This is a genomic window from Amycolatopsis sp. lyj-108 (assembly GCF_046549005.1).
Taxonomy (GTDB): Bacteria; Actinomycetota; Actinomycetes; order Mycobacteriales; family Pseudonocardiaceae; genus Amycolatopsis.
The window spans coordinates 229,837-254,463 of sequence record NZ_JAJPWQ010000006.1; the positions used below are offsets into that span (position 1 = coordinate 229,837).

Annotated in this window: 24 protein-coding genes; 4 read left to right on the top strand and 20 right to left on the bottom strand. The window is 68.3% G+C overall.

Annotated elements, in window-relative coordinates:
- Positions 1-34: 34 nt before the first annotated feature.
- A complete protein-coding gene (locus ACLJO0_RS23110; protein ID WP_410580485.1) occupies positions 35-1,240 on the top strand; it encodes a cytochrome P450 in 1,206 nt (401 codons plus the stop codon).
- Here the strand turns inward: ACLJO0_RS23110 and ACLJO0_RS23115 are convergent.
- Together ACLJO0_RS23115 and ACLJO0_RS23120 are read right to left on the bottom strand one after the other, a co-directional pair.
- Positions 1,237-1,878 carry a histidine phosphatase family protein gene (locus tag ACLJO0_RS23115; RefSeq protein ID WP_410580486.1) on the bottom strand — a complete coding sequence of 214 codons (642 nt, stop codon included), beginning with the start codon at positions 1,876-1,878 and terminating at the stop codon, positions 1,237-1,239. The genes ACLJO0_RS23110 and ACLJO0_RS23115 overlap by 4 nt on opposite strands.
- A 97-nt stretch (positions 1,879-1,975) precedes the next feature.
- A complete protein-coding gene (locus ACLJO0_RS23120) occupies positions 1,976-2,773 on the bottom strand; it encodes a TIGR03084 family metal-binding protein (RefSeq protein ID WP_410580487.1) in 798 nt (265 codons plus the stop codon).
- A gap of 129 nt (positions 2,774-2,902) precedes the next feature.
- On the opposite strand from ACLJO0_RS23120, the gene ACLJO0_RS23125 reads away from it, so the two are divergent.
- On the top strand, positions 2,903-3,349 hold the full coding sequence (locus ACLJO0_RS23125; protein WP_410580488.1) for a MerR family transcriptional regulator: 447 nt from the start codon (positions 2,903-2,905) through the stop codon (positions 3,347-3,349).
- Between the two features lie 109 nt (positions 3,350-3,458).
- On the opposite strand, the gene ACLJO0_RS23130 is transcribed toward ACLJO0_RS23125, so the two are convergent.
- On the bottom strand, positions 3,459-4,577 hold the full coding sequence (locus ACLJO0_RS23130; RefSeq protein WP_410580489.1) for an acyl-CoA dehydrogenase family protein: 1,119 nt from the start codon (positions 4,575-4,577) through the stop codon (positions 3,459-3,461).
- 77 nt (positions 4,578-4,654) lie between these two features.
- Positions 4,655-5,206 (bottom strand): DUF4190 domain-containing protein, encoded by a 552-nt coding sequence (locus tag ACLJO0_RS23135; RefSeq protein ID WP_125792868.1) that lies wholly within the window; start codon positions 5,204-5,206, stop codon positions 4,655-4,657.
- Positions 5,207-5,429: 223 nt separating this feature from the next.
- Here ACLJO0_RS23135 and ACLJO0_RS23140 point away from each other — a divergent pair, with 223 nt between their 5' ends.
- A complete protein-coding gene (locus ACLJO0_RS23140) occupies positions 5,430-6,629 on the top strand; it encodes a sensor histidine kinase (RefSeq protein ID WP_410580490.1) in 1,200 nt (399 codons plus the stop codon).
- A gap of 30 nt (positions 6,630-6,659) precedes the next feature.
- Positions 6,660-7,307 carry a response regulator transcription factor gene (locus tag ACLJO0_RS23145; protein WP_410580718.1) on the top strand — a complete coding sequence of 216 codons (648 nt, stop codon included), beginning with the start codon at positions 6,660-6,662 and terminating at the stop codon, positions 7,305-7,307.
- 141 nt (positions 7,308-7,448) lie between these two features.
- Here ACLJO0_RS23145 and ACLJO0_RS23150 read toward each other — a convergent pair whose 3' ends face one another.
- The 16 genes from ACLJO0_RS23150 to ACLJO0_RS23225 form a co-directional block, all read right to left on the bottom strand.
- The gene (locus tag ACLJO0_RS23150) at positions 7,449-8,285 is read right to left on the bottom strand and encodes an alpha/beta fold hydrolase (protein WP_410580491.1); all 837 of its coding nucleotides are present in this window, start codon (positions 8,283-8,285) and stop codon (positions 7,449-7,451) included.
- A 39-nt stretch (positions 8,286-8,324) separates the two neighbouring features.
- Positions 8,325-8,840, bottom strand: coding sequence for a winged helix-turn-helix domain-containing protein (locus tag ACLJO0_RS23155; protein WP_410580492.1), 516 nt, complete (start codon positions 8,838-8,840; stop codon positions 8,325-8,327).
- A 1-nt stretch (position 8,841) separates the two neighbouring features.
- Complete coding sequence (locus tag ACLJO0_RS23160; RefSeq protein ID WP_410580493.1) at positions 8,842-10,101, bottom strand: sulfite oxidase; 1,260 nt, start codon at positions 10,099-10,101, stop codon at positions 8,842-8,844.
- A gap of 5 nt (positions 10,102-10,106) precedes the next feature.
- Positions 10,107-10,937: a 4'-phosphopantetheinyl transferase family protein gene (locus ACLJO0_RS23165; protein WP_410580494.1), complete on the bottom strand. Its 831-nt coding sequence runs from the start codon at positions 10,935-10,937 to the stop codon at positions 10,107-10,109.
- Positions 10,934-11,206: an acyl carrier protein gene (locus ACLJO0_RS23170; protein ID WP_125791831.1), complete on the bottom strand. Its 273-nt coding sequence runs from the start codon at positions 11,204-11,206 to the stop codon at positions 10,934-10,936. Before ACLJO0_RS23170 ends, ACLJO0_RS23165 begins: the two co-directional genes overlap by 4 nt.
- Positions 11,203-12,102 (bottom strand): 3-hydroxyacyl-CoA dehydrogenase family protein, encoded by a 900-nt coding sequence (locus ACLJO0_RS23175; RefSeq protein WP_125791830.1) that lies wholly within the window; start codon positions 12,100-12,102, stop codon positions 11,203-11,205. Before ACLJO0_RS23175 ends, ACLJO0_RS23170 begins: the two co-directional genes overlap by 4 nt.
- The gene (locus ACLJO0_RS23180; RefSeq protein WP_410580495.1) at positions 12,099-13,316 is read right to left on the bottom strand and encodes a hypothetical protein; all 1,218 of its coding nucleotides are present in this window, start codon (positions 13,314-13,316) and stop codon (positions 12,099-12,101) included. Before ACLJO0_RS23180 ends, ACLJO0_RS23175 begins: the two co-directional genes overlap by 4 nt.
- Before the next feature lie 9 nt (positions 13,317-13,325).
- Positions 13,326-14,483: an acyl-CoA dehydrogenase family protein gene (locus ACLJO0_RS23185; RefSeq protein ID WP_410580496.1), complete on the bottom strand. Its 1,158-nt coding sequence runs from the start codon at positions 14,481-14,483 to the stop codon at positions 13,326-13,328.
- Positions 14,484-14,561: 78 nt separating this feature from the next.
- Positions 14,562-15,416 (bottom strand): hypothetical protein, encoded by an 855-nt coding sequence (locus tag ACLJO0_RS23190; RefSeq protein ID WP_410580497.1) that lies wholly within the window; start codon positions 15,414-15,416, stop codon positions 14,562-14,564.
- Entirely contained in the window at positions 15,413-15,949 is a 537-nt protein-coding gene (locus ACLJO0_RS23195) for a flavin reductase family protein (RefSeq protein ID WP_410580498.1), read from the bottom strand. Before ACLJO0_RS23195 ends, ACLJO0_RS23190 begins: the two co-directional genes overlap by 4 nt.
- Complete coding sequence (locus tag ACLJO0_RS23200) at positions 15,946-17,007, bottom strand: LLM class flavin-dependent oxidoreductase (protein WP_410580499.1); 1,062 nt, start codon at positions 17,005-17,007, stop codon at positions 15,946-15,948. The genes ACLJO0_RS23195 and ACLJO0_RS23200 overlap by 4 nt, the downstream gene beginning before the upstream one ends.
- A 1-nt stretch (position 17,008) precedes the next feature.
- Positions 17,009-18,250: an MFS transporter gene (locus ACLJO0_RS23205; RefSeq protein WP_410580500.1), complete on the bottom strand. Its 1,242-nt coding sequence runs from the start codon at positions 18,248-18,250 to the stop codon at positions 17,009-17,011.
- A gap of 43 nt (positions 18,251-18,293) precedes the next feature.
- Positions 18,294-19,865 (bottom strand): amino acid adenylation domain-containing protein, encoded by a 1,572-nt coding sequence (locus ACLJO0_RS23210; RefSeq protein ID WP_410580501.1) that lies wholly within the window; start codon positions 19,863-19,865, stop codon positions 18,294-18,296.
- A complete protein-coding gene (locus tag ACLJO0_RS23215; protein ID WP_410580502.1) occupies positions 19,853-20,836 on the bottom strand; it encodes a 3-oxoacyl-[acyl-carrier-protein] synthase III C-terminal domain-containing protein in 984 nt (327 codons plus the stop codon). Before ACLJO0_RS23215 ends, ACLJO0_RS23210 begins: the two co-directional genes overlap by 13 nt.
- Positions 20,833-24,285 carry a thioester reductase domain-containing protein gene (locus ACLJO0_RS23220; RefSeq protein WP_410580503.1) on the bottom strand — a complete coding sequence of 1,151 codons (3,453 nt, stop codon included), beginning with the start codon at positions 24,283-24,285 and terminating at the stop codon, positions 20,833-20,835. Before ACLJO0_RS23220 ends, ACLJO0_RS23215 begins: the two co-directional genes overlap by 4 nt.
- Before the next feature lie 3 nt (positions 24,286-24,288).
- Complete coding sequence (locus tag ACLJO0_RS23225) at positions 24,289-24,627, bottom strand: acyl carrier protein (RefSeq protein ID WP_410580504.1); 339 nt, start codon at positions 24,625-24,627, stop codon at positions 24,289-24,291.

Genomic DNA, 24,627 nt, shown 5'->3' on the forward strand with positions numbered 1-24,627 from the left:
GAGCTCCTCCACCACGAGAAGAAGGGGGCAAGCCATGACCACGATCGCCGAAACCTGGGGCGTCCACGAAGGCCAGTTCTGGCTTCGAGGAGAATTCCCGGCCGACCCGGTCCACTTCGACGCCGAGACGGGCATGTGGAACGTCTACGGCCACGCCGAGGCGTTGGAGACCCTGAGTGATCCCAAGGTGTTCTCGTCCGACACCGCCCGGCTGATCCCCCAGGAGATCGCACCGGACAAGGACCTGTTCGTCGAGGGCAACCTGCTCCAGATGGACCCGCCGGACCACAAGAAGCTGCGCACGCTGGTGAGTCACGCCTTCACGCCGAAGGTCGTCGCGGATCTCGAACCGCGGATCGCCGCGTTGACGAACGAACTCCTCGACGAGGTCGACGGCGCGGACTCGATGGAACTGGTGACGCATCTGGCTTATCCGTTGCCGGTGATCGTCATCGCCGAACTGCTCGGCATCCCGGCGAGCGATCGCGACCTGTTCAAGGAATGGGTCGACACGATGCTGCGGAACAGCCAGCAGCGGTCGCTGATCAAGCAGACCGAGGAGGACAAGAAGGCCTCCGAGGAAACCGCGGAGCAGCTGAAGAACCTGGTGAACTACCTCGCCGAGCACGTCGAGGACCGGCGGCGGAACCCGCGCGAGGACCTGCTGACCAAACTCGTCGAAGCCGAGGTGGACGGCGCGAAACTCACGCAGAACGAGGTCGTCAACTTCGCGAACGTGCTGCTGCTCGCCGGGCACATCACCACCACGATGCTGCTCGGGAACACGGTGCTGTGCCTGGATTCCCATCCGGACGAGTACCGCCGCGTCCGCGAGGACCGGGCACTGCTGCCCGCCACCATCGAGGAATCGCTGCGCTTCCTCAGCCCGTTCGCCCTCGTCGCCCGTGCCACGACGACCGACGTCGAACTGGGCGGAAAGACGGTCCCCGCGGACAGCATGCTCGCCATCTGGGTCGCGGCGGCGAACCGGGATCCGCGCACGTTCAAGGATCCCGGCACCTTCGATCCGGCGAGGTCGCACAACCCGCATCTGGCCTTCGGCCGCGGGATCCATTTCTGCATCGGCGCCCCGCTCGCCAGGCTGGAAGGCAAGACGGCGCTCAACATCCTGCTGGACCGGTTCCCGGCTCTGCGTACCGATCCGGCCGTTCCGCCGTCGTTCATCCCCAGCCCGAACATGACCGGGGTGAACAAGCTCCAGCTGCTGCTGAAGCCCTAGCGGTCGGCGAACCGTGAGGCGAGCGGTACCACCACTCGCGGAGTCCGCTTTCCGGCGGTGTACCGCAATTCGGTGATGTTGCCGTTCGGCACCTGATAGGTGTCGGCGAACGTCCGGAATCCGCGCATGGCCTCGCTGTCCGGGGTGGTGATCCCGGTCAGCAGCGACCACATGACCGCTCGGATGAAGAGCCCGTGCGTGAAGACGGCGATCGGGCCGGGTTCCCGTTCTCCCAATCGCGCCAGGAAGTCCTGGGTCCGGGCGTAGAGGGCGGCGAAGGATTCCGCGCCGTTCACCGCGTGGTGGGGATCGGCCCGATCCCAGTACGCCTCGGTGTACGGCTTACGGGTGGCCGTGGTGGTGACCTGTCCATGGAGTTCGCCGAGAAAGGTGAACTCCTGGACAGGCCACTCTTCGAGCTCCGCGCCGGGGAACCGCTCGATCGTCGGCTCGGCGGTCTGCCGCGCCCGCACGAACGGCGACGTCACGATCAACCGAGGCGGTTCGGCCAGCGAATCCGCGATTTCGACGGCCTGCCGTCGGCCGAGTCCGGTCAGCGCCGAAGCCCCTGGCTCCCCGCCGGGAAGACCCGCGTTGGACTCGCTTTCCCCATGCCTGATCAGCCACACCCTTGCCACGATCGCCTCCTAGACCCCGTGTGCCAACGACGATCGCACCGAGCGGAGTTGATCGCGACTTCGAGGATGCCGTATCGCCACCGAAGTGGCGCGGTTTTCAGCGGTCGAACTGTCCCGGCGCCCGTCCCTCGCCCGCGGGGCCGCGGTACGCCTGCGCGATGTCCAGCCAGTGGTCGGCCAGCGCGCCTTCGGCACGGATGTCGAGGTCCTCGCGATGACGACGCCGCGTGACGAGGAGACAGAAGTCCTCCGCGCTCCCGGTGATCCGCTGCCGCGAGTCCTCGGGTCCGAACGTCCACAACCGGCCGGACGGCGAGGTGATCTCGAACCGGAACTCCTGCTCCGGCGGGGTCAGGCCCCGCGCCTCGTAGCCGAAGTCCCGCACCCGGACGGCGAAGCCGACGAGGTACGCGAGCCGGTCCGTCCGCTCCGGCCGCACGCCCAGCGCGTCCGCGACGTCCTGCCCGTGGGCGAACAGTTCCATCATCCCGGCGCAGGCGAGGATCGCCGGCGGCAGCGGGTTGACCAGCCACGGCACGACCTGGCCCGCCGGGACCGCGGCGAGCGCCTTGATGCCGGCGTCGCGTTCGGCGCGCCAGCGGCCGAGCAGGACCTCGTTGGGGTCGCCGAGGTAGTCGTCGAGGGCCGCGTTGACGGCGGCGTCGAACCCGCGCACCATCGAGCTCTTCATGACTTCGGCGAACTTCCGCGGCTCGCCCGCGGACAACCCGGCGATCTTGAAGATGAAGGAGAGATGGGCGATCTGGTGTTTGACCGACCAGCCCGCCGCGGGTGTCGGCAGCTCCCATCCCGCGTCGTCCAGGCCGGCCACCAGGGCGTCGACCTGTTCGCCCTCCGTGGTGAGGTCCTTGATCACGTTCCGGAAGTCAGTCACCGTGCCGTCCTCTCGCCGTTTCCACCCTTTCGAATGATGCGGACGCGCGGGGCCGTCGTCTTCTTCTGGTGAGCCCAGTCGAATTTCGCGCTTGATTCTGGAGCCGGGTCCAAGTTCTACCCTCATGTCATGCGAACCGAAGCGACGACGGCACTAGCGGCGTTGACCATGTCCCAGGTGACCGCCCGTGCCGGGGTGCGGCCGGACACGGTGCGCTACTACGAGCGCATCGGTCTCCTGCCCGCCCCGGCGCGGACGACCGGGGCGCATCGGCGCTACGACGAGAACGTCATCGACAGGCTGCGGTTCATCCGCGGCACCCAGCGGCTCGGGCTGACGCTGACGGAGATCGGTGACCTGCTGAGCGTGCGCGACACCGGGGTCTGCCCGTGTGAACCCGCCGAAACCATGCTGGAACGCCATCTCACCGAGATCGAAGCGGAGATGACGCGGCTCGGCGAACTGCACGCCGAACTCACTTCCATGCTGTCCGGGATGTCCGGCGCCAAATGCGCCGATCCGCTTCCCGGCGCCTGGTGCCCGCCTGACCGCGAACCCGAGGGAGGAGGTGGATGACCATGCGTAACGACGATTGTTGCGACTGCGACTGCAGCGGCACCGGCTGCTGCTGACCCGCTTCGGCGGGACCGGCCGGGCTTGACGTCACCCGGCCGGCCATCCGAGGTCAGTCCTGCGGCAGGAGCACCGTCTTGCCTATCCGGTCCTTGCAGACTTCGGCCGAGTAAGCCATCAGGCCGCCTGCCTGCGCGTCCCGGAACAGTCGCTGGATCGGCGAAGTGCGCAGGAAGCCCGAACCGCCGCCCGCCTTCAGCGCCAGCTGGGCGACGTCGCGGGCGATCTCGTTCGCAAGCACCTTCGCGGTCATGGTCGCGGGCATGAACTCCGGCGAGTTCTGATCCGCAAGCCACGCCATGTTCCGGGAGTACATACGCGCGGCTTCGAGGCGCGTGTGGACGTCCGCGACTTCGAACTGCAGCCATTGCATTTCGGCGAGTGGCTGTCCGGTCACCGGGATGACTCGGCTTCGGGAGTGCGCGATCAGAGCGTCCTCCGCCGCGTCGGCGATCCCCAAGGACAAGAAGGCGAGGCCCGCCGCGATGTGGTTCGGGCGTTGCTCGGCCGAGGGCGGACACCTGCGGTCTTCTCGCAGGACCGTCCCTTCGAGGGAGACGAGCTGGCTCCTGCTGGCGCGCAGTCCCATCGTGTCCCAGATGGGCACGAAGGTCATCGTTTCGTCCGGCGAGACGCCGAAGAACGTGGGCACGCCGTCGACGAGCGCGTTCACCAGGAAGTGGTCGGCGACCTCGCAACCGGAAACGAACCGCTTGGCGCCGGTGAGCCGGTGCCCACCCTCGACAGGCTCGGCGATCTGTTGCGGCATCAGGAACATGTTGCCGCTGCTGGGTTCCGACAGCGCGTTGGCGAACCGCTTGCCGTCGATGAGTTCCCCGGCGTAGAAGCGGCCCACTTCGGGAGCGGACAGCTGGACCAGCCCGACCGCGGCGCCGATGTGCATCACCCAGACGCACGCGGTCGACGAACAGGCGGCGCTGAGGATCCGGACGATCTCGCCGTAGGTCCGGTAGCTGAGGTCTTCACCGCCGAATTCCGCGGGCAACGTCGCCCTGTCGAGTCCGGTCGCGTGCAACGCGCGGAGGTTGGCGATGGGCAGCTCGGCCGTTTCGTCGAACTCGGCGGCACTCGCCGCGAAGTCCCTCGCCAGTTCGGTGACGGTTTCGATCCAGTGGCGTTCGTGGGCGGGCGGGGCGAACGGATGGCTCATGACCGCATCATGCCGGAATCGCGAAGGCCTCCCCGCCACCCCGAGAATGGCGAAGGAGGCCTTTCACGGTCCGGCCGTCACACTCCGGTGCAGGCGGCCATCGCGAATTCGCCGGAAGCGGTCTTGGTCGAAACCACGGCGCCGTCGACGGTGATCTTGCAGGTGACGGAGCCGCCGGTCTCGCCGGTGGTCACCGTGAGCGTCCCGCCCTTGTAGACGCCCTTGTTCTCGACTTCCTTGTTCCACGGCAGCGCCGGAACCGTTTCGGTGACGGGGTTGAGCACCTCGCCGTAGATGACCTCGACGTTCGTGGCGTCACCGGTGATCTCGTAGGACACCTTCGCGGTGCGGTTGATCTCGTTGTTGACTTCGTTGACCGCCGCGTTGAACACGAAGATCCACACCACGCAGACCACGAGGCCGAGTGCGGACAAGGCGATACCGGTGATGGAGAGCCCCTTGTTGGAGGCCTTCCCGTTCTTGACGCGGATCAGCCCGATGATCGAGAAGATCAGGCCGAGGATCACCAGCGGCCACGCGATGACGCCGACGAACGGGATCGGGGAGAAGACCAGCCCCACCAGGCCGAGGACGAAGCCCGTGACGCCGATGCCGTTGCGGGGCGGCATCGGGCTGGCGGGGGCTTGCGGGGCCGGCGTGTAGGGGGTTTGCTGGGTCACGGGGGTTTTCCTTTCCAACGGGATGAACGAGGCGGCATACAACCAGTGATCCCGAGGCGGCCGCATCGTCCTCGGCGCGCCGACCCGTTACGACGAAAGTCGTAATCCGCGCGTTTCGAAGGATCGGTTCCGCTGATGCGGGTGGCCCGGCCCGCCTGCGTACGCTCAGCGCATGGCAAGGCGTGTGCTCGGTGTGGTGCTCACCGTGGTGGCGGTCGCGGCGTGCGTGATCAGCAGCATTTTCGTCTTCAGCGCCCAGGGTTATCTTCCGGCGACGAAAGAGTTCGAACCGACTTGGTGGTCCGCGCTCGGCTTCTTCACCGGTATCGGCGCCGCCGTCATGCTCTGCTGGCGGCACAAATGGCCGGAACTCGTCCTCGCCATCGCCTTGGTGCCGCCGCTTTGCTTCCGCTCCGACGCGCTGGCCGCGTTGGTCGCCCTCGCCGCGTTGGCCGCGCGCCGCCGCGACCGTTTCCTTTGGCTCGGGTCCGTGCTCGTCTTCCTCGCCACGGCGTGGGCGTTGTTCGGCGACGCCAACCGCCATCCCGACGTGACCGTCGCGGGGCAGATCGTCGGCGAGCAGTTCTCCGCGGTGCAGGTGATGGGAACGCTGACGGTCGCCGTCGTGCTGACGGCCGTGCCGCTCACCGTCGGGGTCGTGCGCGGGATGCAGGACACCCTCGCGATCCGCGAGGCCAAGGAAGAGGAACTCCGCGCCGAAATGACCCGCCGCGCGGAACGCACCCGGATCGCGCGCGAGATGCACGACGTCCTCGGGCACCGGCTTTCCCTGCTGTCCCTGCAGGCCGGCGCGCTCGAGGTCAGCAAAGGACCCGCGACGACGGAAGCGGCGAAGACAGTCCGCACGACGGCGCGCCAGTCGCTCGAAGATCTGAGGCAGGTCATCGGTGTGCTGCGCGATGGCCAGGGATTCGGCGAAAACGGGGAGAACGGGACCCATCCGGAACCACCGCAGCCGACGCTGGCGGACATCCCCGAACTGGTCGCCAACGCCCGCCGGGCCGGGCTGGGGGTCAACGTGACGATCCTGCTGGACGACGCGGGCGGCGCGCCGGCGTTGCTCGGCACGACCGCGTACCGGATCGTCCAGGAGTCGATGACCAACATCCTGAAACACGCTCCGGGCGCGACGGCCGAGGTTTCGGTTCGCGGAGGGCCGGGGAACGGGCTCACCGTCGAGGTCGTCAATCCGCTGCCCGCGACGGCTCCCGCCGGCAAGGCGCCGGGTGCGGGCTCCGGGCTGACCGGGATCGGCGAACGCGTCACGCTGATCGGCGGGAACGTCAGCACCGGCCCCACCGAAGAGCGCGCATTCGCCGTCCGGGCTTGGCTACCGTGGGGACACCACTAACCTGTCCGGGTGAACCAGCGCCCACTGCGAGTGCTGCTCGTCGACGACGACCCCCTCGTGCGAACCGGCTTGTCGATGATCCTGTCGAGCGCGGGAGACATCCAGATCGTCGCGGAAGCAGGCGACGGGGACGAGGCCGTGCCGAAGGTGACGATGCACGCTCCCGACGTCGTGCTGATGGACATCAGGATGCGGCGGATGAACGGCCTCGTCGCGACCGCCGCCGTCACCGCGCTGCCCAACCCGCCGAAGGTCCTCGTCCTGACCACGTACGACCTCGACGAGTACGTCTTCGACGCGCTCGGCGCGGGCGCCAGCGGATTCCTGCTGAAAGAGGGGTCACCGCAGGAGATCATCGACGCGGTGCGCGTGGTCGCGGCGGGCGAGGCGATGCTGTCGCCTCGGACGACGCGGAAACTCATCGGGCATTTCGTCGCGACCAGGACGAGCCCTCGCCGCCATCGAGCGCGAGCGGGACTGAAGACCCTGACCGAGCGTGAGCGCGACATCGTCACGGCCGTCGCGCAGGGCGGGACCAACGCCGAAATCGGCGCGGAACTGCACCTGAGCGAAGCGACCGTGAAGACCCACATCACCCGGATCTTCGCGAAACTCGACGCGACCAACCGGGTCCAGCTGACGATCTTCGCCTACGAAGCCGGGCTTGTCGCTCCCTGACGGTCCGTCGCGAGCAAGGCGGCCAGCACCACGACGACACCCACGATGACCAGCGGCGTCGATCCGGCGGACGACCTTTGGTGAACTGTCCGTCATCGCTTTCGGGTCTCCGCCTCCCCCGGCGGAACGGTACCCGCGGGACTACGCGAGCCCGGCGAGGACGGCGGCCGCCTCCTTCGGGTGGATGAGGAAACGGACGTGGCTGCTCACGAGCGAGCGCACGTCGGTCGGGTTGTCCGGGGTGAGCGCGTCCGCCTCCTTGATGAAGCGGTCCTGCAGCGCGAGCGGCATCGACCGGTCCTCGGTGAGCCTGAGATAGGTGCGCGGGATCCGGCCCCAGGTGGCCGCGTCGGCGCGTTCGGTACCGGCGTCGAGGCTCTCGTCCGGCTCAAGAGTGTTGAGGTAGGCGAAGAATTCCTGCTCGGTGCCGTCTTCGAGCATCGCGGTCTTCAACGCGGCCAGCAGCGCGGGATCGGCGGTGCGCCAGTTCATCCGGAGCGCGCCGAGCACGGCGGGATCGGCGACGACGACACCGCCGACGTCGTTGAGCGCGCTGCTCGCGTACTCGGGCCCCTGCATGTACTCGCCCACCGTCGCGTCGACGCAGCACCACGCGGAGATGTAGACGATCCGGTCGATCAGTTCCGGGACGGCGTTGCCGACCCCGGTGAGCGTGACGCCACCCCGGCTGTGCCCGACCAGGATGACCGGCCCGTACTCGGCGACCTCGCGCACGACGTCCACCACCTGCTCGACGGCATCGGCCAGCGTGACACCCGCCTGGTTCGACGGTGCCGTTGCCAGCGCTTCGAGGTCTTGCGGCGCCTGGTACGCGGCGTGGAAACCGGCGGCGAACCCGTGTCCGGGAAGGTCGACGGCCAGCGTGCGGTGGCCGAGCAGGGCGAGTTCGCGTTGCAGCGGACCCCAGGTGAACGAGGCGCTGCTGGAACCGTGTACGAAAACGTAGGTCGGAGTCACGGCTCGTATCCTGGCATCCCGGCTTCGCCCCGGTGATGATCAGTCCGCGATGAGCACCTGGCCCGCCCCGTCGAACCGGTAGCCGACCCCGCGCACCGTCGTGATCGGCGTCAGCACGGGTTCGAGTTTCCCGCGGATCTTGCGGACGTGGACGTCCACGGTCCGCCCGTTGCCGCCGGACAGCCCCCACACTTGCGCCATCAGCGTGAGGCGGTCGAAGACGCGGTCCGGGTTCCGGCTCAGGAACAGCAGGAGGTCGAATTCCAGTCTGGTGAACTCCAGTACCTCGCCATGCAGCAGCACTCGCCGCGAATCGGGTTCGATGCGCAGTGGTGGCGCGGATTCGCCGGATCGTCGCCGTCGTCCGGCGAGTTCGATGACCTGGCCGGAATCCGCCGGGACGGTGCGTGCCGTCAGGGTCACGCCGACAGTGTCCTCAAAGGACTCAAGCAGGCGCGCGGCGATCGCGGCGGCGTGTTCGGAGTCGGTGTTCACCCGTAACGCCAGCGTCAGTTCGACGGCCGGTTCCTGGCTCACCGTGAGCGGCTGTGTCATCTCACACCACCCGGACCGGATGCCGGACGACGGCGTCGAACAGGTAGCCCTGGGTGTTGAACGGGGTCACTTCCGGCTGGGTGACGCCGGTGATGTCCGTGGCCCGCGCCCGGAGGGTATGTGCACCGGAAACCGCGGGGCGCCAAGGGAATTCCCAGCGTTGCCAGCCCCGATCCGCCGCCGCGCCCACGAATTTCGCCTGCCGCCAGCCGTCGCCGGTGTCGACTTCCACCCGGCGGATCCGGCCGTTGCCCGACCATGACCGGCCGCGCAGCACCTGCCTGCCGCCTGCCGCGAACTCGGCGTTCCAGGGCAGTTCGAACGCGCTCTTGACCACCTGCCGGGTGACGACCGTGCCGTCGGCCGGATAGTCCGGCCCGAGCAGCCGGTAGTACTGCGTGCTCCACGGCGACACCAGTGGCGTTTCCGAGACTTCGATACGCCCCAGCCATTTGATGGACGAGATCCCGGCCCAGGACGGCACGACGAGCCGCACCGGATGGCCGTGGTCCGGCGGGAGCGGACGCCCGTTCATCTCGTAGGCCAGCAAAACGTCCTGCAACGCTTTCGCGACCGGCAGCGGGCGGCGCACCTTCCCCAGATCGACCCCGCCGGTGACGTAGTCGGCGTCCAGTCCTTCCGGCAGAACGTCCACCGCGTGCCGCGTCAATCCCGCTTTGGCCAGCACGGTGGAAAGCCGGACACCGCGCCAGCGGGCGACCCCGATCGCGCCGAGCTTCCACGCCGTGCCGGACACCGCCTGCCCTTGCTGGCCGGTGAAGAAACTCCGCCCGTTGCCCGCGCATTCGATCGCGGAAGTGATCGTCTCCGAAGGTGATCGGAGCAGGTCACGGTAGGTGAATTCGACAGGCCTGTCCGCCGTCGGCGCGCCTCGCAACCCGGTTCCGAACAGCTTCAGCCGCCAGGTGCCCGCGTCGATCGATGGGGTGGCGGTGTGATTTCGCACGAAGAACCGCTCGACCGGCGTCAGATAGCCCTGCCCGCTCAACGCCTCCCAGCGCGTCTCCGCGTTGGTGCCGTAGACCTCGAAGATCTCCGGCGGCAAGGGCTTCACGATCGGCGAGGCCGCCGACGCCGTTCCCGGCACCGTGCCGAACGCCGTCAGCGCGAGTGACCCACCGGCCGCCAGCCGAAGCAGCCCACGCCGCGATATCCCGTCGCCCCGCGCCTCCCCCGAACGCCACTGGGCGAGCCGAACGCGGTCGTAGGTGGCTTCGTCGGTCAGGCCGGTTCCGGTCATGCGGGTCATTGTCGGCAACGACCGTCCGTGCCGACCAGCACGTCCACAGTGCGGACCCGGTTGCGGTCTTCACAGGCCAAGAGCGCGTTTCCGTCCAGTTCGCGAACCTCGAGGAGCCGGGGCCCGAGCACCGCGACGGCCGCGGCGTACCCGTGGCCCGCCGCGAGATCCTTGATCGTGACCTGGCCCCGCAGCCCGTCCCGTCCCTCCGCCGCCAGCAGCCTCACCCCTTCTCCCGGCGGGGAAAGGGTGAGGCTCGACAAGGGCGTTCGCAACCCGTCCCCCGTCGCCTTCACGATGGCTTCCTTCCTGGTCCAGGACGTGTAGAAAGCCGCGAACTCGTCGACGCCGGGGGTGGCGGGCCGGGCCGATTCCACGGGGGACAGCACGTACGCGGCCATCCCCCGGACGTCGGCGTCGGCGCGGATCTCTTCGACGTCGACGCCGACAGCGCCGGCACTGGACACCGCGACCGCGATCCGCCTGCCCGAATGCGACACCGAGACCTCGATGTCCCCGTCGAGGACGGCAGGCTTGCCATGCGGGAGGGCGCAGTCCGGACAGGACCGGGTGATCCGGACCCGTTCCGGCGCCACGCCGGTGTAGCCGCCCGCCGTCAGGCGAAGCAGCGCACAGCCCACGGTGAACCGGTCCCGGTCCGCCTGCCCCGCGATACCCGCGCGGCGCGCCCGTTCGACCGGGTCCAGCAGGGCCAGGTGCCGATCGGACGCCTGCTCGGTACTCGCCCACCACACGTGGCAGGCCCCCGGTGGCAGCGCGCCGGGCAGGGGCGCTGTCACCGGGGAGGCGGCACCGGCCGGGGATGTCGCGGTCACGACGCCGGCGCGCCTTCTTTCTCGGCGACCGCGCCGAGCCTGGACTCGACGAACTTGGCCACGTGGTTGACCGTCCGGAAGTTGGCGATGTCGAGGTCGGCGGGGACCACGGCGACGCCGAAGGTCCGCTCGACCCACATCACCAGCTGGACGGCGAACATCGAGCTGACGCTGCTGGTGGCGAAGATGTCGTGATCGTCGGTGAGTTCGGTGTCACGGACGTTCTGCGCGATGAAAGCGCGGATGATCGAAATACGGTCCTCAGTCATTCGGCACCTGCCATAGTCCCGGCGTTGACCGGCTCGTAGGGGTAGAAACCATGGCCGCTCTTGCGACCCAGCCGACCGGCCGCGACCAGTTTGCGGAGCAGCGGAGCCGGCCGGAACTTGGGATCGTTGAAATTGTCGAGCAGCACTTCGAGGGAATAGAGAACGGTGTCCAGCCCGATGAGGTCCGCGGTCTCCAGCGGTCCCATCTGATGCCCGAGGCACTGCCGGAAAAGCCGGTCGATGTCACCTGCCGAGGCGATGTTGTCCTGGAGCAGGAGAATCGCCTCGTTGACCGACAGCATCGCGACACGGTTGGTCACGAAGCCCGAGGAATCCTCGACCACGACGCAATCCTTGCCGATGCGGCGGAAGACCTCACGGGTGAGGTCGATGGTCTCGGGCGAGGTGTGGAAACCGCGGATGACCTCGACCAGCGGTTTGAGCGGTACGGGGTTCATCAGATGGGTTCCGATGACCCGGTCGGGGCGTTCGGTCACCGACGCCACCTTGGTGATGGGAATGGCCGAGGTGTTCACCCCGAAAACGCACCGCGGCGAGCAGATCCGGTCGATCTCGCGGTACAGGGCCTGCTTCACCTCCCAGTTCTCGGTGACGTTCTCCACCACGAAATCGACATCGGCGAGTTCGTCCGCCTCGGTGGTGAAAGTGATGCGCGAGAGCACTTCCGCGGGCGTACTTCCCGCGAGCGCGCGGTTGAGCATCCCGTAAAGCCTGGCGTTGTTGGCGATCTCGTCGCGCGCGCGGTCGAGGGCGGCACGGGAAATGTCCACCAGCACCACGGGCAATCCGCCCGCAGCGAACGCGTGCGCGCCGCCGATGCCCATCGTGCCGGCGCCGAGTACGCCGACGCGCCTGACCGTAGTGGTGTCCGTCATCGATCTCCCCTGGTCGCTCGAAGAAGCCTTCCGGCCCGCTGCCGCAGCGGTTCCGGCCAGTCGGCCATGTCCCATCCGTATTGGCACAGCACCGCGTAGGTCAGGCGCTCCAACCCGAAGCCGACGCAGGCCGAATACACCACCTCGCCGTCCGGGCCCTTGATGCCGAAGGCTTCGCCGAAATGTTGTTCATGGAGGTTGAACGAGCCGACCGCGATGCTCTGCCCCTGCGGGCCGACATCCAGATGCAACTCGTGTTTGAGTTCGAGCAGCCGTTGCGAAGAAGCTCGCGCCGCTCCTTCGACACTGGCGAAGAACGGGTCGTTGGCGACCTCGCACCGTCCGGCGAGCCCGAGTTCGGCGACCAGCTCGATCGCCCTGTCCCGGAACCGGTCCCTGGCGCTCCGGACGAACTCGGCCGAGCCGAGGAAGACCGTCTCCCTGATGGTGAAGTCCGCCAGCCGTTCCAGCGTCCGGTGGTAACGGGCCTCGTGCCGGAACGAACCGCCCTTCGCCGTCACCACCATGTTCTCCCTGTCCAATGTGGACCCGGAGAACTGGTCGAAGGTGTGGTAGCACATCGTCGGCGGCAGGCACCGGTCCACCGGACCGCATTTCCCGAGGATGTGTTCACCGATCTGGGCGCGCTCGCCGACTTCCTTCGCGAAGGCGCGATAGGTGTCGACGTCGCCGTCCAGGCGGGCGGCGAACATCATGTGCTGCGGAAACGACGACAGGTAGCCACTGCGATGCAGCGCGGTGACCGGGAGCAGCGTGGGATACCGGTATTCGCGCGCGTCGAATTCGTCGTCGATGATGTGGCGCAGCAATCCGTCCAGCGTGTTCAGCGCGGTGATCGCCGGTTCGCCGAGCGCCACCTGACCCGGGCCGATCTCGTGCACCACGCCATCGGCCAGCATCCCCTCGAAGACGTCGGACAGCGGCACCCGGGTGGAGCCGGAACGCCACACCACCTTCGGCGGTGTCGGCAGCTGGGTCCGCACGTCGTTCTCGACGACGAACTCCAGCTTCCTGGAGAGCTCAGCGGCGTCCGCGGGCTCGTCGGTCGTCACCACCACGGCGACCACCTCGTTGCCGGAGAAGACCAGCTGGAAGTCGACGATGTCCTCCGACACGAAATAGACGCGGCGGCGCAACTCGTCGAGATGAGCGTCGATCAGCGGTTTTTCCAGATCGAGCCGATAGTCGTGCATTCGTCCTCCTCAGACCGACGTGGGAACACCGAGCAGGCCGGCGATGATGGACCGTTGGATTTCCGAGGTACCGCCGTAGATCGTGCCCGCCAGCACATCCCGCAGTTCCCGTTCGATGCCCAGTTCTTCGGTGTAGCCACGGGCACCGTGGATCTGCATCGCGTCCAGCGCGCTGACGCTCAGGCTTTCGCTGACATACAGCTTCAACATCGACGCCTCGTGCAGGGCGAGCCTGCCCCGCGCGCGCAGCCAGCCGACCTTGTAGAGCAACAGCCGTGCCAGCTCCAGCCGGACCCGCATGTCGGCGATCTTGTGCGACACCGCCTGGAAAGCGCCGATCGCCCGGCCGAACTGCTGCCGCGTGCTCGCGTATTCGACACAGCGGTCGAGCAGTCGCGCCAGCACACCGACGCCGCTGGCGAACATGAACCCGCGTTCCCACTCCATGGTGGAGGTGAACAGCTGATATCCGGCACCTTCGGCGCCGAGCCGCTGATCCTCTCCCAGCACGCAGCCGTCGAAGACGATCTCGCCCATCGGCGTACCCCGCAACCCGGCCTTGGGGATCAGTTCCGTGGAGAGACCGGGAGTGTCCCGCTCCACCACGAAGGCCGAGATCGACCGTTGCGGGGCTTCAGTTTCACTCGTCCTCGCGAACACGATGAACAGATCGGCGCGCGGACCGTTGCTGATGAATTTCTTGGTGCCGGTCAGGACATAGCCGTCCCCGGACCGGACGGCCTTGGTGGTCAGGGAAAGCATGTCCGACCCGGTCTCCGGTTCGGACAACGCGTGCGCCCCGACCATCGAGCCGTCGCACAGGGACGGCAGCCACCGACGCCGCTGCTCTTCCGTTCCGTGATCGGCGATGTAGACCGCGCAGGCGAACACGTGGTTGTTGATCGCGAACACCAGGCCGTTGTCGGCACATCCGTAGCCGAGACCTTCGTAGGCCATGATCGCGGTGAGCGGATCGTAGCCGGAACCGCCGTACTCGCTCGCGATCGGCCAGCCGAGCACGCCGAAGTCCGCGCACAGCTTCCAGCCGTCCTCGTCGAACGTGCCTTCCCGGTCGTGTTCCGCCGCCCGCGTACCGATGTCGGTCTTGGCGAACCGGATCACCCGGTCACGAAGTTCTTGTTGTTCCGCGGTAGGCGCGAAGTCCATCCTGTTCCCCTCCCCAGTGAATACCGGCCATCCCCAGTCGGTACAAGCTTCCTCCCAGCTGAATCCCTTGCGTTGCCATCACTTCGCCAGTGAAGCCTTGTCCTGTGCGGCCTGTGCCGCGTGCTCGGTCGCGCTCGCCCGCAGTTCGTCGCCGAAATCGACGACCTGGGTGCCCGCGCGCGCGTATCGCCGCTTCACCGCGCCGCCGGTGCGACGCAGTACGGTCAGGCTGTTCTGCGCGAGCTTGTGCGGTTCGAGCAGGTTCACGATCTCCATCTCGCCGGGCCGCGAGCGCTGGATTCCCGCCAGATAGCGCAGAATCGCGTCGCCCTCGGGATAGGTCATCAGGTAGTGCAGGAGCACCAGACCGCCGTCCGGGTTGATCAGGTCCCAGAAGTTGTCCACGAAGTACAGGCACTCCCACGCGTCGACCCACGCCAGGTCGATCGGCACGAGCTCCGCGGGCAGGAGGTCCGCGCACGCACGCAGGTCGGCGTTCACGACCGTCACCCGGTCTTCGAGCTCCAGCTCCCGCAGTACCGTCCGCACCCTGCCCGCGGACGATTCCTCGATGGACAGATCATCCACCGCGACGAGGGTGGGCCGATACGGCTCGAGGTAGTAGTCGGGGCGTGCCAGCGGAGGCTCTTCGTTGAGCCAGGTTTCGTCCAGCTCGCCTTCTCCGTCGAGGTGGCGCCGGGACTTGGCGGCCAGCGCCTCCGACTCGGCGCGGACCAGTTCCTCGACTTCGGCGAGCGCGCCGGCCAGGAACGGCGTGGTGTAGCCCATTCCCACTTCGAGAACCCGGCGCGGGCGGACCAGGTGAACGAGCGACTTCAGCAGCGGCCCGACGGATTCCGTGCCCATTCCGGGCACCCGCAGCCGCTCGACCGCGGCACGGAACTCGACACTGTCAGTCCTTTGTGGACTCATTGCTGTTTCCCTTTCGGACGGGGTCGGCCGGGTTCGGTGAACTCGCTGTGCAGGAACAGCAACGGCGGGCGGCCGGTCAGCACGTCGAACGCGCGCACCGCGCCGATCAGCACGGCGTGATCGCCGACGGGATGGATCCGATCCAGCTCACAGTCGAAGTAGCCGACCCCTTCGGGCAGGATCGGGCATCCGGTGTACGGTGCCGCGCACCACGGTATGTCCACAAAGGAGCTCGCACCGGCCGGGCGTCTCGGGTCGGCGAAGGCGCGGGCGACGCCCTCTTGGCCGGCGCTGAGCATGGTCACCGCGAACACCGCCGAGGAGCTGATGTGCCGGTAGGTCCGCGAATCGTGGTTCACCGAGACCAGGACCATCAAGGGGTCGACCGAAACCGAGGTGAAGGCGTTCACGGTCATCCCGTGCGGCTGCCCGTCCACCACGGTGCTCAGGACCGTGACACCGGTCGGGAACCGGCTCGCCGTGCGGCGGAATCGTTCCCCGGTCCGGTCCAGGCCGGGAGACGGCGGGTTCACGAATCCGACGGCGCGGTCGACAGCTCCCGCACCTGGTCGAGGTGTTCGAAACCGGCCAGCACGGTGTCGGTGGGTACCCCGAAGTCGATCAGACAGGCGACTTCGTCGACCCCGGCGTCACGGAATCGCTCCACCATCTTCTGTGCTTTGCCGACCGTGCCGAGGAGCGCGCCGTCGTCGTAGTACCGGTCGAACGAGCGCCCCACCAGGAAGTCCACGTCCTCCTTGTGCAGCTTGGCCGGATCGATCTTGCGCGCGCCGTTGAGCTGGGAACCCATCAGCAGACCGAGCGAGCTGCGCAAGTAGTCGTGCAGTGGCTCACGGACCTGTTCGCGCACTTCGTCCTCGTCGTCGCCGAGGCAGGTGTGCACCATCAGCGCGACCCTCCCCGGCCATCCGTCGGCGTCTTCGCGTTCGGCGACCGCGCGGCGGTACTCGGCGATCTTCTCGGCGAGTTCGTCGAGGTCCTGACCGAGCAGGTGGGTGAGCAGGCCCGCGCCTGCTCGCCCGGCGGCACGGAAGGTCTCGGCGTTGCCCGCGCTGGTGACCCAGACCGGCAGCTCCGGCTGGACCGGCGGCGGGAAGACGCGCACCTGCTGCTCGGTGCCGACACCGTCGACGACGGACATGGCCTCGCCACGCCACAGCCTGCGGACCTGGTCCACGTACTCCACCAGGATCTGCTTGCGGTTCCGGTAGTTCTCCGGGCGCAGCGCGAAATCCACGGCGTGCCAGCCGGACGCGAAGGAAAGACCGACACGTCCGCCGGAGAGATTGTCGACCACCGACCACTCTTCGGCGATCCGGACCGGATGGTGCAGCGGCGCGACCACACTGCCGGCGCGGATCTGCACCCGCTCGGTGATCGCGGCCACCGCCGCGCCGGTCACCGCCGGATTGGGGTAGAGACCGCCGAAGGAATGGAAATGCCGCTCCGGCGTCCATACGGCCGTGAAGCCGTTGGCGTCCGCGAACCGCGCCCCGTCCAGCAGAAGCTGATAGCGGTTGTGGTCACGTTCGCTGCTGTCGTTGGCGAAGTAGAACAGGCTGAAGTCCATGTCACGCCCCTGTCACGGATTCGGTCGTGGATGCGGACGGCTGTCGAGTGCGCAGGGCCCACCTGGTCGCCGACGGCGCGGACACGCCCGCGACGATCATCGCCACCCCGAAGATCAGCCAGCCGAGCTGGCCGACGCCGACGATCAATCCGGTCACCAGCACGGGGGTGACCATCGTGCCGAACTGCGTCGACATGCCGAAGAACCCTTGGTACTGGCCCTGCGCGTGTTCGGGTGCGAGCCCGAAGGACAGCGACCACGAACCCGCGCTCCACAGCATCTCGCCGAAGACGTGCGCCAGCGCGCCGGCGACGAGGATGAGCACCGCCAGCCACGTCGGTTGCCCGGCCGCGAGCGCGAACAGCGCGCAGCAGGCCGCCAGCAGGAAACCCGACCGGCGCAGGGCTTTGGCCCCGCCGGGGGGCAGGTCGCTTCCTTTGCTGGTCCGCACCTGGAGAAGTACGACGGTGACCGTGTTGAGCAACAGCAACGCCGAGTAGAGCCAGGCGGGTGCCTTCGTCTGCTGGATGATCCACAGTGGCAGCGCGACGGTGAGGATGACCGTGTTCATGGTGAGCACGGCATTGAGCAAGGAAATCGTCGCGTACGGCTTGTCGCGCAACACGACGAGCCGCGCGCCCTCGGACTGCGCGGGTGCCGGGGGCACGCTCGGCAGCCTGAAATACGCCAAACCCGCCCCGATGACCAGCAGACCGCCGCCGATCAGCACCGAGATGTAGGCCGTGCGGGTGTCGAAATGCAGCCCGACGCCGCCGGCCACCGCGCCGAGGGAGACCCCGAGATTGCTGATGGAACGCAGATAGGACCAGGCGCGCACCCGTTCTTCCGGCCGCGTGATCCCGGCGATGAGCGCGCCCCGCGCCGCGTCCGTCGCGGATTCCGCGATCAGCACCAGACTGGTCGCCACCAGCAGGGTGACGAACCCGCCGACGAAGGCGTAGCAGCACATCAGCGCGCCTTGCAGGCACATGAACACGATCGTGGTGTTACGCGGGCCGAGGAGGTCGGCCGCCTGACCGGCGGGCACGCTCGCCGCCATCCCGAGGACCCCGCCGATCGTGAGCGCGAGCCCCACCTCACCGGCCGGGATCCCCGCGGTGCGGGTGAAGAACAGGATGCTCACCGCCATGAACACACCGTTGCCCACGGTCTTCGCCAGGTTGCTCAGGCACAGCACGCGGACCGGGCCCGGCGGGGGGATCAGCTCTCGGAGGTAGGACATCAGCGAGCGATTCCTTTCTCTGCAAGGTTTCGGATGTCCATCGCTACGCCTTGACCGCGCGGCCGCCGGGCAGCAGGTCGCGCAGCCCGTTCCGGTCGATCTTGCCGTTGGCGTTGAGGGGCAAGGAATCGAAATGCTCGAAACGCCGCGGAACCATGTGGATGGGCACCTGGTCGCACAGCCAGTGCAGGAAACGCAACGGCGCCTGCGGCGCGCCCGTGTAGCATCCGAAGAGTTCGGTTTCGTCCTCGTTCTTGATCGCGAGCACGACCGCGTCCCGGATGTCGGGGTGCCGTCGCATGGCCGCCTCGATCTCGCCGAGTTCGATCCGATAGCCGCGGACCTTGACCTGGTTGTCCAATCGTCCTAAATGGACGAGGTTGCCGGACTCCCACCGCACCCGGTCTCCCGTGCGGTAGTAATGCGCCTCGGTCAGCGGCCCCGTTCCGTCGTACACCGTCGTCCCGGCGTCGTCGTGGGTGAGGAACCGGCCGATGTCGTCCTGCGGATCCAAATAACCGTCGAAGCGCTGGGAGCCGCGGACACAGAGCTCGCCCTCCGCCGCGGGAAGTCCGGCCTCGTCCAGGATCACGTGGTCGAGGAAGTCGTACACGGGCCCGATCGGCACCGTGTCGTTCGTGGTGGCCGGCCACTGCTCCGGATCGTCCGGCAGCCGGAATTCGGTACAGGCGACGGTCAGCTCGGTCGGGCCGTAGACGTTCTCCAGTACCGCGTCCGGCGCGACGGCCCGCCACTCCCGCGCTTGCCGGACCGTGAGCTGTTCGCCGATGAACAGGCTGTAGCGCAGCTCGCGCACCCGTCCCGCCGGGAGGTTGCCGAGGTCCGCGCTGACCGAAACCACCGACGGCACCGAGAACCAGTGCGTGATCCGGTGCTCCACCAGATAGTCCACCGGGGTCAGCAGTTCGGTGCGCCGTGGGACGATCAGCGTCGCGCCGCCACCCCAGGTGACGAAGAGATCGAAAACCGACGGGTCGAAGGTCAGGTCGAAGGCGTGCGACATCCGGCAACCGGGCTTCACCTGATAGCGCTCGATGTTGTGCGCCAGGTAAGGCGACAGATTGCGGTGCCGGATCGGCACGCCTTTGGGGCGGCCGGTGGAGCCCGACGTGAACAGGACGTACGCGACGTCGTCACCGCTCGTCCGGCGCGGCCGCGGTTCGCCGGTGGGCCGGGCCGCGAGCACGTCGGCGTCGGCGGGAGTGAGCACGGTGGCGGCGAGGTCGTCGTCGTCGAGCTGCGCGGAGCCCGCTTCGTCGGCCAGCACCAGGTCCACCTTCGCCAGTTCGCAGACCATGCGGTTGCGGGCCGCGGGGTACTCCGGATTGAGCGGGGTGAGGACCGAGCCGAGGTACAGGCCCGCGAGATAGCCGGCGTACGCGACCACGCTGCGGGAAGCGAGCAACGCGATCCGCTCCGGCGCACGGCCGTGCTCGGCGACGATCCGGCAGGCGAGCGCCAGCGCGCATTCGTGAAGCCGCGCGTAGGTCAGGCTGACATCCCGCACTTCGACCGCGGTCTCGTCCGGCCACCTTGCCACCGACGCGGTGAACCAGTCGTACAGCGTTTCCGGTGTGCCGTTCAGACTTCCCACAACGTCACCGCCCAGGCGGCCACCGGACTGTTGTTCAGCACCAGCACGAGATCGCCCTCGGCCAGCTCGCCGGTGGCGAGCAACCGGTCGAGGTTGAGCACGACGTCCATCGCGCCGAGGTGCCCGTACTCGGTCAGCTGCGCCAGGCACACGTCGTGGATCGGCAGTTCGAGCAGGGAGGTGTAGAAGCCGAACGCGCTCGCCGCGACGTTCTGCATCAGGGTGGTGGCGACGGCGTCCTTGCCGATCCCGGCTTCGGCGAGGACACGGTCGACGAGGCGGCTGAGCCGGAATTGGCTGTGCGTCGCCAGTTCGAAGCTGTACCTGGCCGGGTCCAGGCATTCCTCGCGCCATTCGTACCAGGGCGTCTGCTTGTAGTCCACGCGGAACAGGTCGTTGAAGGAGCCGTCGGTCTCCTGCCGATGCCCTCGCAGCACAGGACGGCCGCCCCGGACCATCGTCATCGCGTACGCCCCGTCGCCGACCACGGTGACGGGGAACCGGATCCGGTCCGCTCCGGTCGGACGGCTGGTGTGCGTGATCAGCACGCTCTCGCGGCCGGGATCGGCGACGAGCAGGTCACGCGCCAGCGCCCAGGCGGCGCTGGAACCGGTGCAGCCCAGTCCGTCCACGCTGAAGGCGAACGCCGAGTCCATTTTGTTCTCCGCCTGCACGCGGCACACGTCCGAGCCGAGCAGCACGTCCGGTGACCGCGGACCGACCATCAGCAGGATGTCGGGGTCGACCGGATGCTCGGCCAGCAGTTCCCGGCAGGCCTGCCCGGCGAGGGCCGCCTGCGAGGTCTCGGTGAACACCCCGACGGTCCGCACACCGCATTTCTCGACGAACGCGAGCTCTTCATGGCCGAGCTGGGCGTATTCCGGCAGATCCGTGACCGCCACCCGGTCGTCGGGCAGCAGGCAGTGCACCGCGCCGATACCGATCACGCCGGCGTCGTTTTCCCTGGTCATGAGCGCGTTCCCCTTGTCCTCACCAGATTCGCCACCAGGTCGCCCGCCGCCGCCTTGCCCTCGGCCAGGTACTCCAGCCCGCCGCGCAGCAGCTCTCCGGTCGGTTCCGAACTCAGTCCGGAACGGCTCAGCCAGTCCTGCCAGCCCTTGGCTTCCATGTCGTCCTCGCCGAGGTTTTCTTCGCCCTCGAGTTCGTAGAGGGTCATGTTCGACAGGACCTCGTCACCCGTCGCCAGTGCCTTTTCGGCCACCCGCCGCTTCCATTCCTCCGGCTCGACGGCCTCGGTCGGCAAGCCCGCTTCGGCCAGCAGCTCGAACATCTGCCGCGGGTTGATCAATTTCTCGTGGACCAGGTGATACGCGCGGCCGACCGAACCCGGGACGAACGAGAGTTCCGCGATGGCCTTGGCCACCACGTCGACGGGTGCCACCGGCCAGGCACGCTCGTCGAGCGGATGCGCCCCCACCGCGAGACCGCTGGCCAGCAGATGCCAGACGAGGTCCTTTTCGTTGCAGGCCCCCGTCGTCCGGGAGGAGACGATGACGCCCGGCCGGAACACCCTGACCCGCATGCCGTCCCGCTCGGCCCGTTCCAGCAGCCGTTCGCCGACCCATTTGCTGACGCCGTACCCACCCTGCTCGGGATCCAGCGGCTGTTCCCTGGTCTCCAGGATCTTCCCGCCGGTGCCCATCGCGATCCCGGTCGCCGCGACGGTGGAGACGAAGGAGAAGTCCCGGATTCCGTTGCCCCGCATCCACGACAGCAGGTCGACCATCGGCAGCAGGTTGCTCTCGCGCAGGACCCGGTACGGCTCGGTGAAGACCACCCGGGCCGCGCAGTGCAGCACCCGGCCCACCTGCGTGGCGAGTTCGCCGTCCCGGTACTCGCGGCAGACCCTGGCGATGTCGTGCAGGTCGCCGGGCACCACGTGTACGCGGTCCGAGTCCGTTTCGGGCAGCCCCAACGCCTTCGCCGCGTTACTCAGCCGCTCCCGGCCCTCGGCCTCGTCCGCGGCCCGCACCAGGCAGTAGATCCTGCCCTCGGTCGAGGCCAGCAACTCGTGCAGCAGGAACGCGCCAAGGAAGCCGGTCGCGCCGGTCAGCAGCACATCGGTACCCGGCGCTTCCGTTTCGGACACATCGGCCAACGGCAGTTGCAGGTCGGCGTCCATCAGCTCGCCGTCTCCGTCCGCGACCTGATAGACGGCTTCGTCGCCTTGCGCGCCGAGTTTGCCCCGGACGATTCGGGCGATCCTGCGCACCGTGGTCCGGCTGCCACCCGAGCGGTGCACGTTGATGAGGACCTGGTGGCGCTGCTGGACCTTCAGCGCCATCTGCACGTACAGCAAGGAGGTCCCGCCGAGCAGGCCGAACTCGTCGTCCACGCCGATCGTGGAGACGCCGAACAGTTCGCGCCACAGTTCGAGCAACTCCGCCTCGATGGATCCTGGCTCCTCCGTGCCGACGGTGTCCACAGTGGATTCGGTCGTCGCGGCGGGGCGGGACCAGCTCGAAGGCGCGGCGATCGGCGGCATCCTGTCGAGAGCCCAATACCGGCGCCGGGAGAACGGATACGTCGGCAGCGTGACCCGGCGGCCCCGGCCACCGGAGATCGTCTCCCATGCGACGTCGACGCCGTGCAGCCAGGCCGCCGTGAGCGCCTCCTCGACCCGGTCCGCGATCGCTTCGGGATCGGTGTCCTGCCCGAGCCCCAGGACGTGGCGTCCCGCTCCCGCTTCGCCGTCGCCCACGAGCAGCACGAACTCGTCCGCCGACGGTCGCGCGGGCTCGTCCCGCATCACCTCGGGTTTGCCGGGCAACGCGGCGAGCAACGCGCCCGGCACGTCCAAGCCTTCCGGCGCGACGACGATCGCCCGCCGCACGGCGGTGGTCCGGATCGTGCGGGCGGCGGGCGGACGGGGCAGGCGCAGCACCGAGGCCAGCTCACCGGGAGCGGCGGTCACCACCCGGCGCTCGGTGAACGACCGCCGTCCGACCCTCAGTGTGTGCGCCACGTCCGCGACGGCCTGCCCACCGGCGTCCAGCTCATCGGCGAGCCGCCCGGACAACGCGTCCAGTTCGGCGCGAGTGCGCCCGGACAGCACCAGCCGGACGACGTCCGTCTCCGGTGCGGGGGGCCGCACGGGCGCGGGCGGTGGGGCGAGCACCGCGACGGCGTTCGTGCCGCCGACACCCATCGAGTTGACCAGCACGTGCCGGTCCCGGTCGAGGTTCGAACTCGCGCTCGCCGGCACGAAGAACGGGCTTTCGGCGAGGATGCCGGGATCCCGCGGCCGGTCGAACATCGGCTGCGGGGGAAGGTTTCCGGTGCGGACGATGTGCACCGCCTTCAGGAAACCGGCGATACCGGCGGTGGCACCGGTGTGCCCGATGTTCGCCTTCACCGAGCCGAGTCCGCAGAATCCGCTGTCGGAGGTGGTGGCCCGCAGGCCGTCGGTGAGCCCCAGCAGCTCGATGTGATCGCCGAGTGCGGTGCCCGACCCGTGCGCCTCGACGTACCTCAGCAGCCGTGCCGGCACGTCGGCCACCCGCAACGCGGCCGCGACCACGTCGGCGACCCCGGACGGGGTCGGCGCGGTGAAACCGGGCCGGTTCGAGCCCTCGTTCCCGATGGCGCTGCCGCGGACCACCGCCAGTACGGGATCGCCGTCGGCGAGCGCGTCGGAAAGCCTGCGCAGGGCCACCACGCCGATCCCCGAGCTGAACGCGGTTCCGGTCGAAGTCGCGTCGAAGGAGCGGCAGTAGCCGTCCTCGGAGGTCAGGCCGCCCGGCTGGTACCGGTATCCGGTGACCGGCTCGGCGACCGTCGTACCGCCGGCCAGTGCGATGTCGCACTCTCCGGAAAGCAAGCTCAGTGTCGCGTAATGCACCGCGTACAGCGAGGACGAACAAGCCGTTTGCACACCGACGGTCGGCCCGCGCAACCCCAGCTTGTAGCCGATCCTCGACGTCATCAGGTCCCCGAGGCCGCCCAGCGTCAGCCCGAGGTCGTCGAACGCCTCGATCAGCCCGGACTCCATGGTCTTCGCCGCCAGCAACGCGGCCGAGTACCGGCTCGGCGCGCCTCCCGCGAAGATGCCGATCACCGGGCCGTCCGCACGCGGCGGATGTCCCGCGGACTCCAGCGCCTCCCAGCAGCTTTCCAGGAGCAGCCGGTGCTGCGGGTCGATCGTCTCGGCCTCGGTGGGCGACACTCCGAAGAACTCGGCGGCGAAGTCCTCCGCTCCCGGCAGGGTCGCGGCCACCCGGACGAAGTCGGGCGCCTTCAGGTCCGCCTCGGACACACCGGACGCCCGGAGCCGTTCCTCGTCCTGTTCCCGCATGGAAACCACGCCGGCGTCGAGGTTCCGCCAGAAGCTTTCCGGGGTCCAGGCGTCGGGGAAACGGCAACCGGCGCCCACGACCGCGATATCGGTCTCGTTCGTCATGGGTCAGTCGCCCGATTCGGTCGACTGGGTGCGGCGTGCCATGCCGAGCAACCGGCCGCGTTCGCGGCCGCCGAGCTTCGCGGGTCCGGCGGCCTCCTCGCTGCCGAGCAACGCGGCCTGTGCCCGCACCGTGCTGTGCTCGAAGAGGTCGGCCGCTCGGAGATCGCGTTCGGTCATCCCGTTGAGCTGCTCCCAGAGCAGCAGCAACAGCAGCGAGTTGCCACCGGCGTCGAAGAAGTTGACCTCCATCGGCACGGTTTCGACGGCGATGTCGAGCGCGTCCGCCCAAGCGCTTCGCACCTTGCCGACGATGTCGGGCTCCGCGATCACGGTCTCGTTCAC

Bases quoted from the DNA above. Each gene is read 5' to 3' on its own strand.
- ACLJO0_RS23110 (WP_410580485.1), top strand. From the start codon at position 35: ATGACCACGATCGCCGAAACCTGGGGCGTCCACGAAGGCCAGTTCTGG.
- ACLJO0_RS23125 (WP_410580488.1), top strand. From the start codon at position 2,903: ATGCGAACCGAAGCGACGACGGCACTAGCGGCGTTGACCATGTCCCAG.
- ACLJO0_RS23130 (WP_410580489.1), bottom strand. From the start codon at position 4,577: ATGAGCCATCCGTTCGCCCCGCCCGCCCACGAACGCCACTGGATCGAA.
- ACLJO0_RS23135 (WP_125792868.1), bottom strand. From the start codon at position 5,206: ATGCCGCCCCGCAACGGCATCGGCGTCACGGGCTTCGTCCTCGGCCTG.
- ACLJO0_RS23140 (WP_410580490.1), top strand. From the start codon at position 5,430: ATGGCAAGGCGTGTGCTCGGTGTGGTGCTCACCGTGGTGGCGGTCGCG.
- ACLJO0_RS23155 (WP_410580492.1), bottom strand. From the start codon at position 8,840: ATGACACAGCCGCTCACGGTGAGCCAGGAACCGGCCGTCGAACTGACG.
- ACLJO0_RS23160 (WP_410580493.1), bottom strand. From the start codon at position 10,101: ATGACCGGAACCGGCCTGACCGACGAAGCCACCTACGACCGCGTTCGG.
- ACLJO0_RS23170 (WP_125791831.1), bottom strand. From the start codon at position 11,206: ATGACTGAGGACCGTATTTCGATCATCCGCGCTTTCATCGCGCAGAAC.
- ACLJO0_RS23175 (WP_125791830.1), bottom strand. From the start codon at position 12,102: ATGACGGACACCACTACGGTCAGGCGCGTCGGCGTACTCGGCGCCGGC.
- ACLJO0_RS23180 (WP_410580495.1), bottom strand. From the start codon at position 13,316: ATGCACGACTATCGGCTCGATCTGGAAAAACCGCTGATCGACGCTCAT.
- ACLJO0_RS23185 (WP_410580496.1), bottom strand. From the start codon at position 14,483: ATGGACTTCGCGCCTACCGCGGAACAACAAGAACTTCGTGACCGGGTG.
- ACLJO0_RS23190 (WP_410580497.1), bottom strand. From the start codon at position 15,416: ATGAGTCCACAAAGGACTGACAGTGTCGAGTTCCGTGCCGCGGTCGAG.
- ACLJO0_RS23200 (WP_410580499.1), bottom strand. From the start codon at position 17,007: ATGGACTTCAGCCTGTTCTACTTCGCCAACGACAGCAGCGAACGTGAC.
- ACLJO0_RS23205 (WP_410580500.1), bottom strand. From the start codon at position 18,250: ATGTCCTACCTCCGAGAGCTGATCCCCCCGCCGGGCCCGGTCCGCGTG.
- ACLJO0_RS23215 (WP_410580502.1), bottom strand. From the start codon at position 20,836: ATGACCAGGGAAAACGACGCCGGCGTGATCGGTATCGGCGCGGTGCAC.
- ACLJO0_RS23220 (WP_410580503.1), bottom strand. From the start codon at position 24,285: ATGACGAACGAGACCGATATCGCGGTCGTGGGCGCCGGTTGCCGTTTC.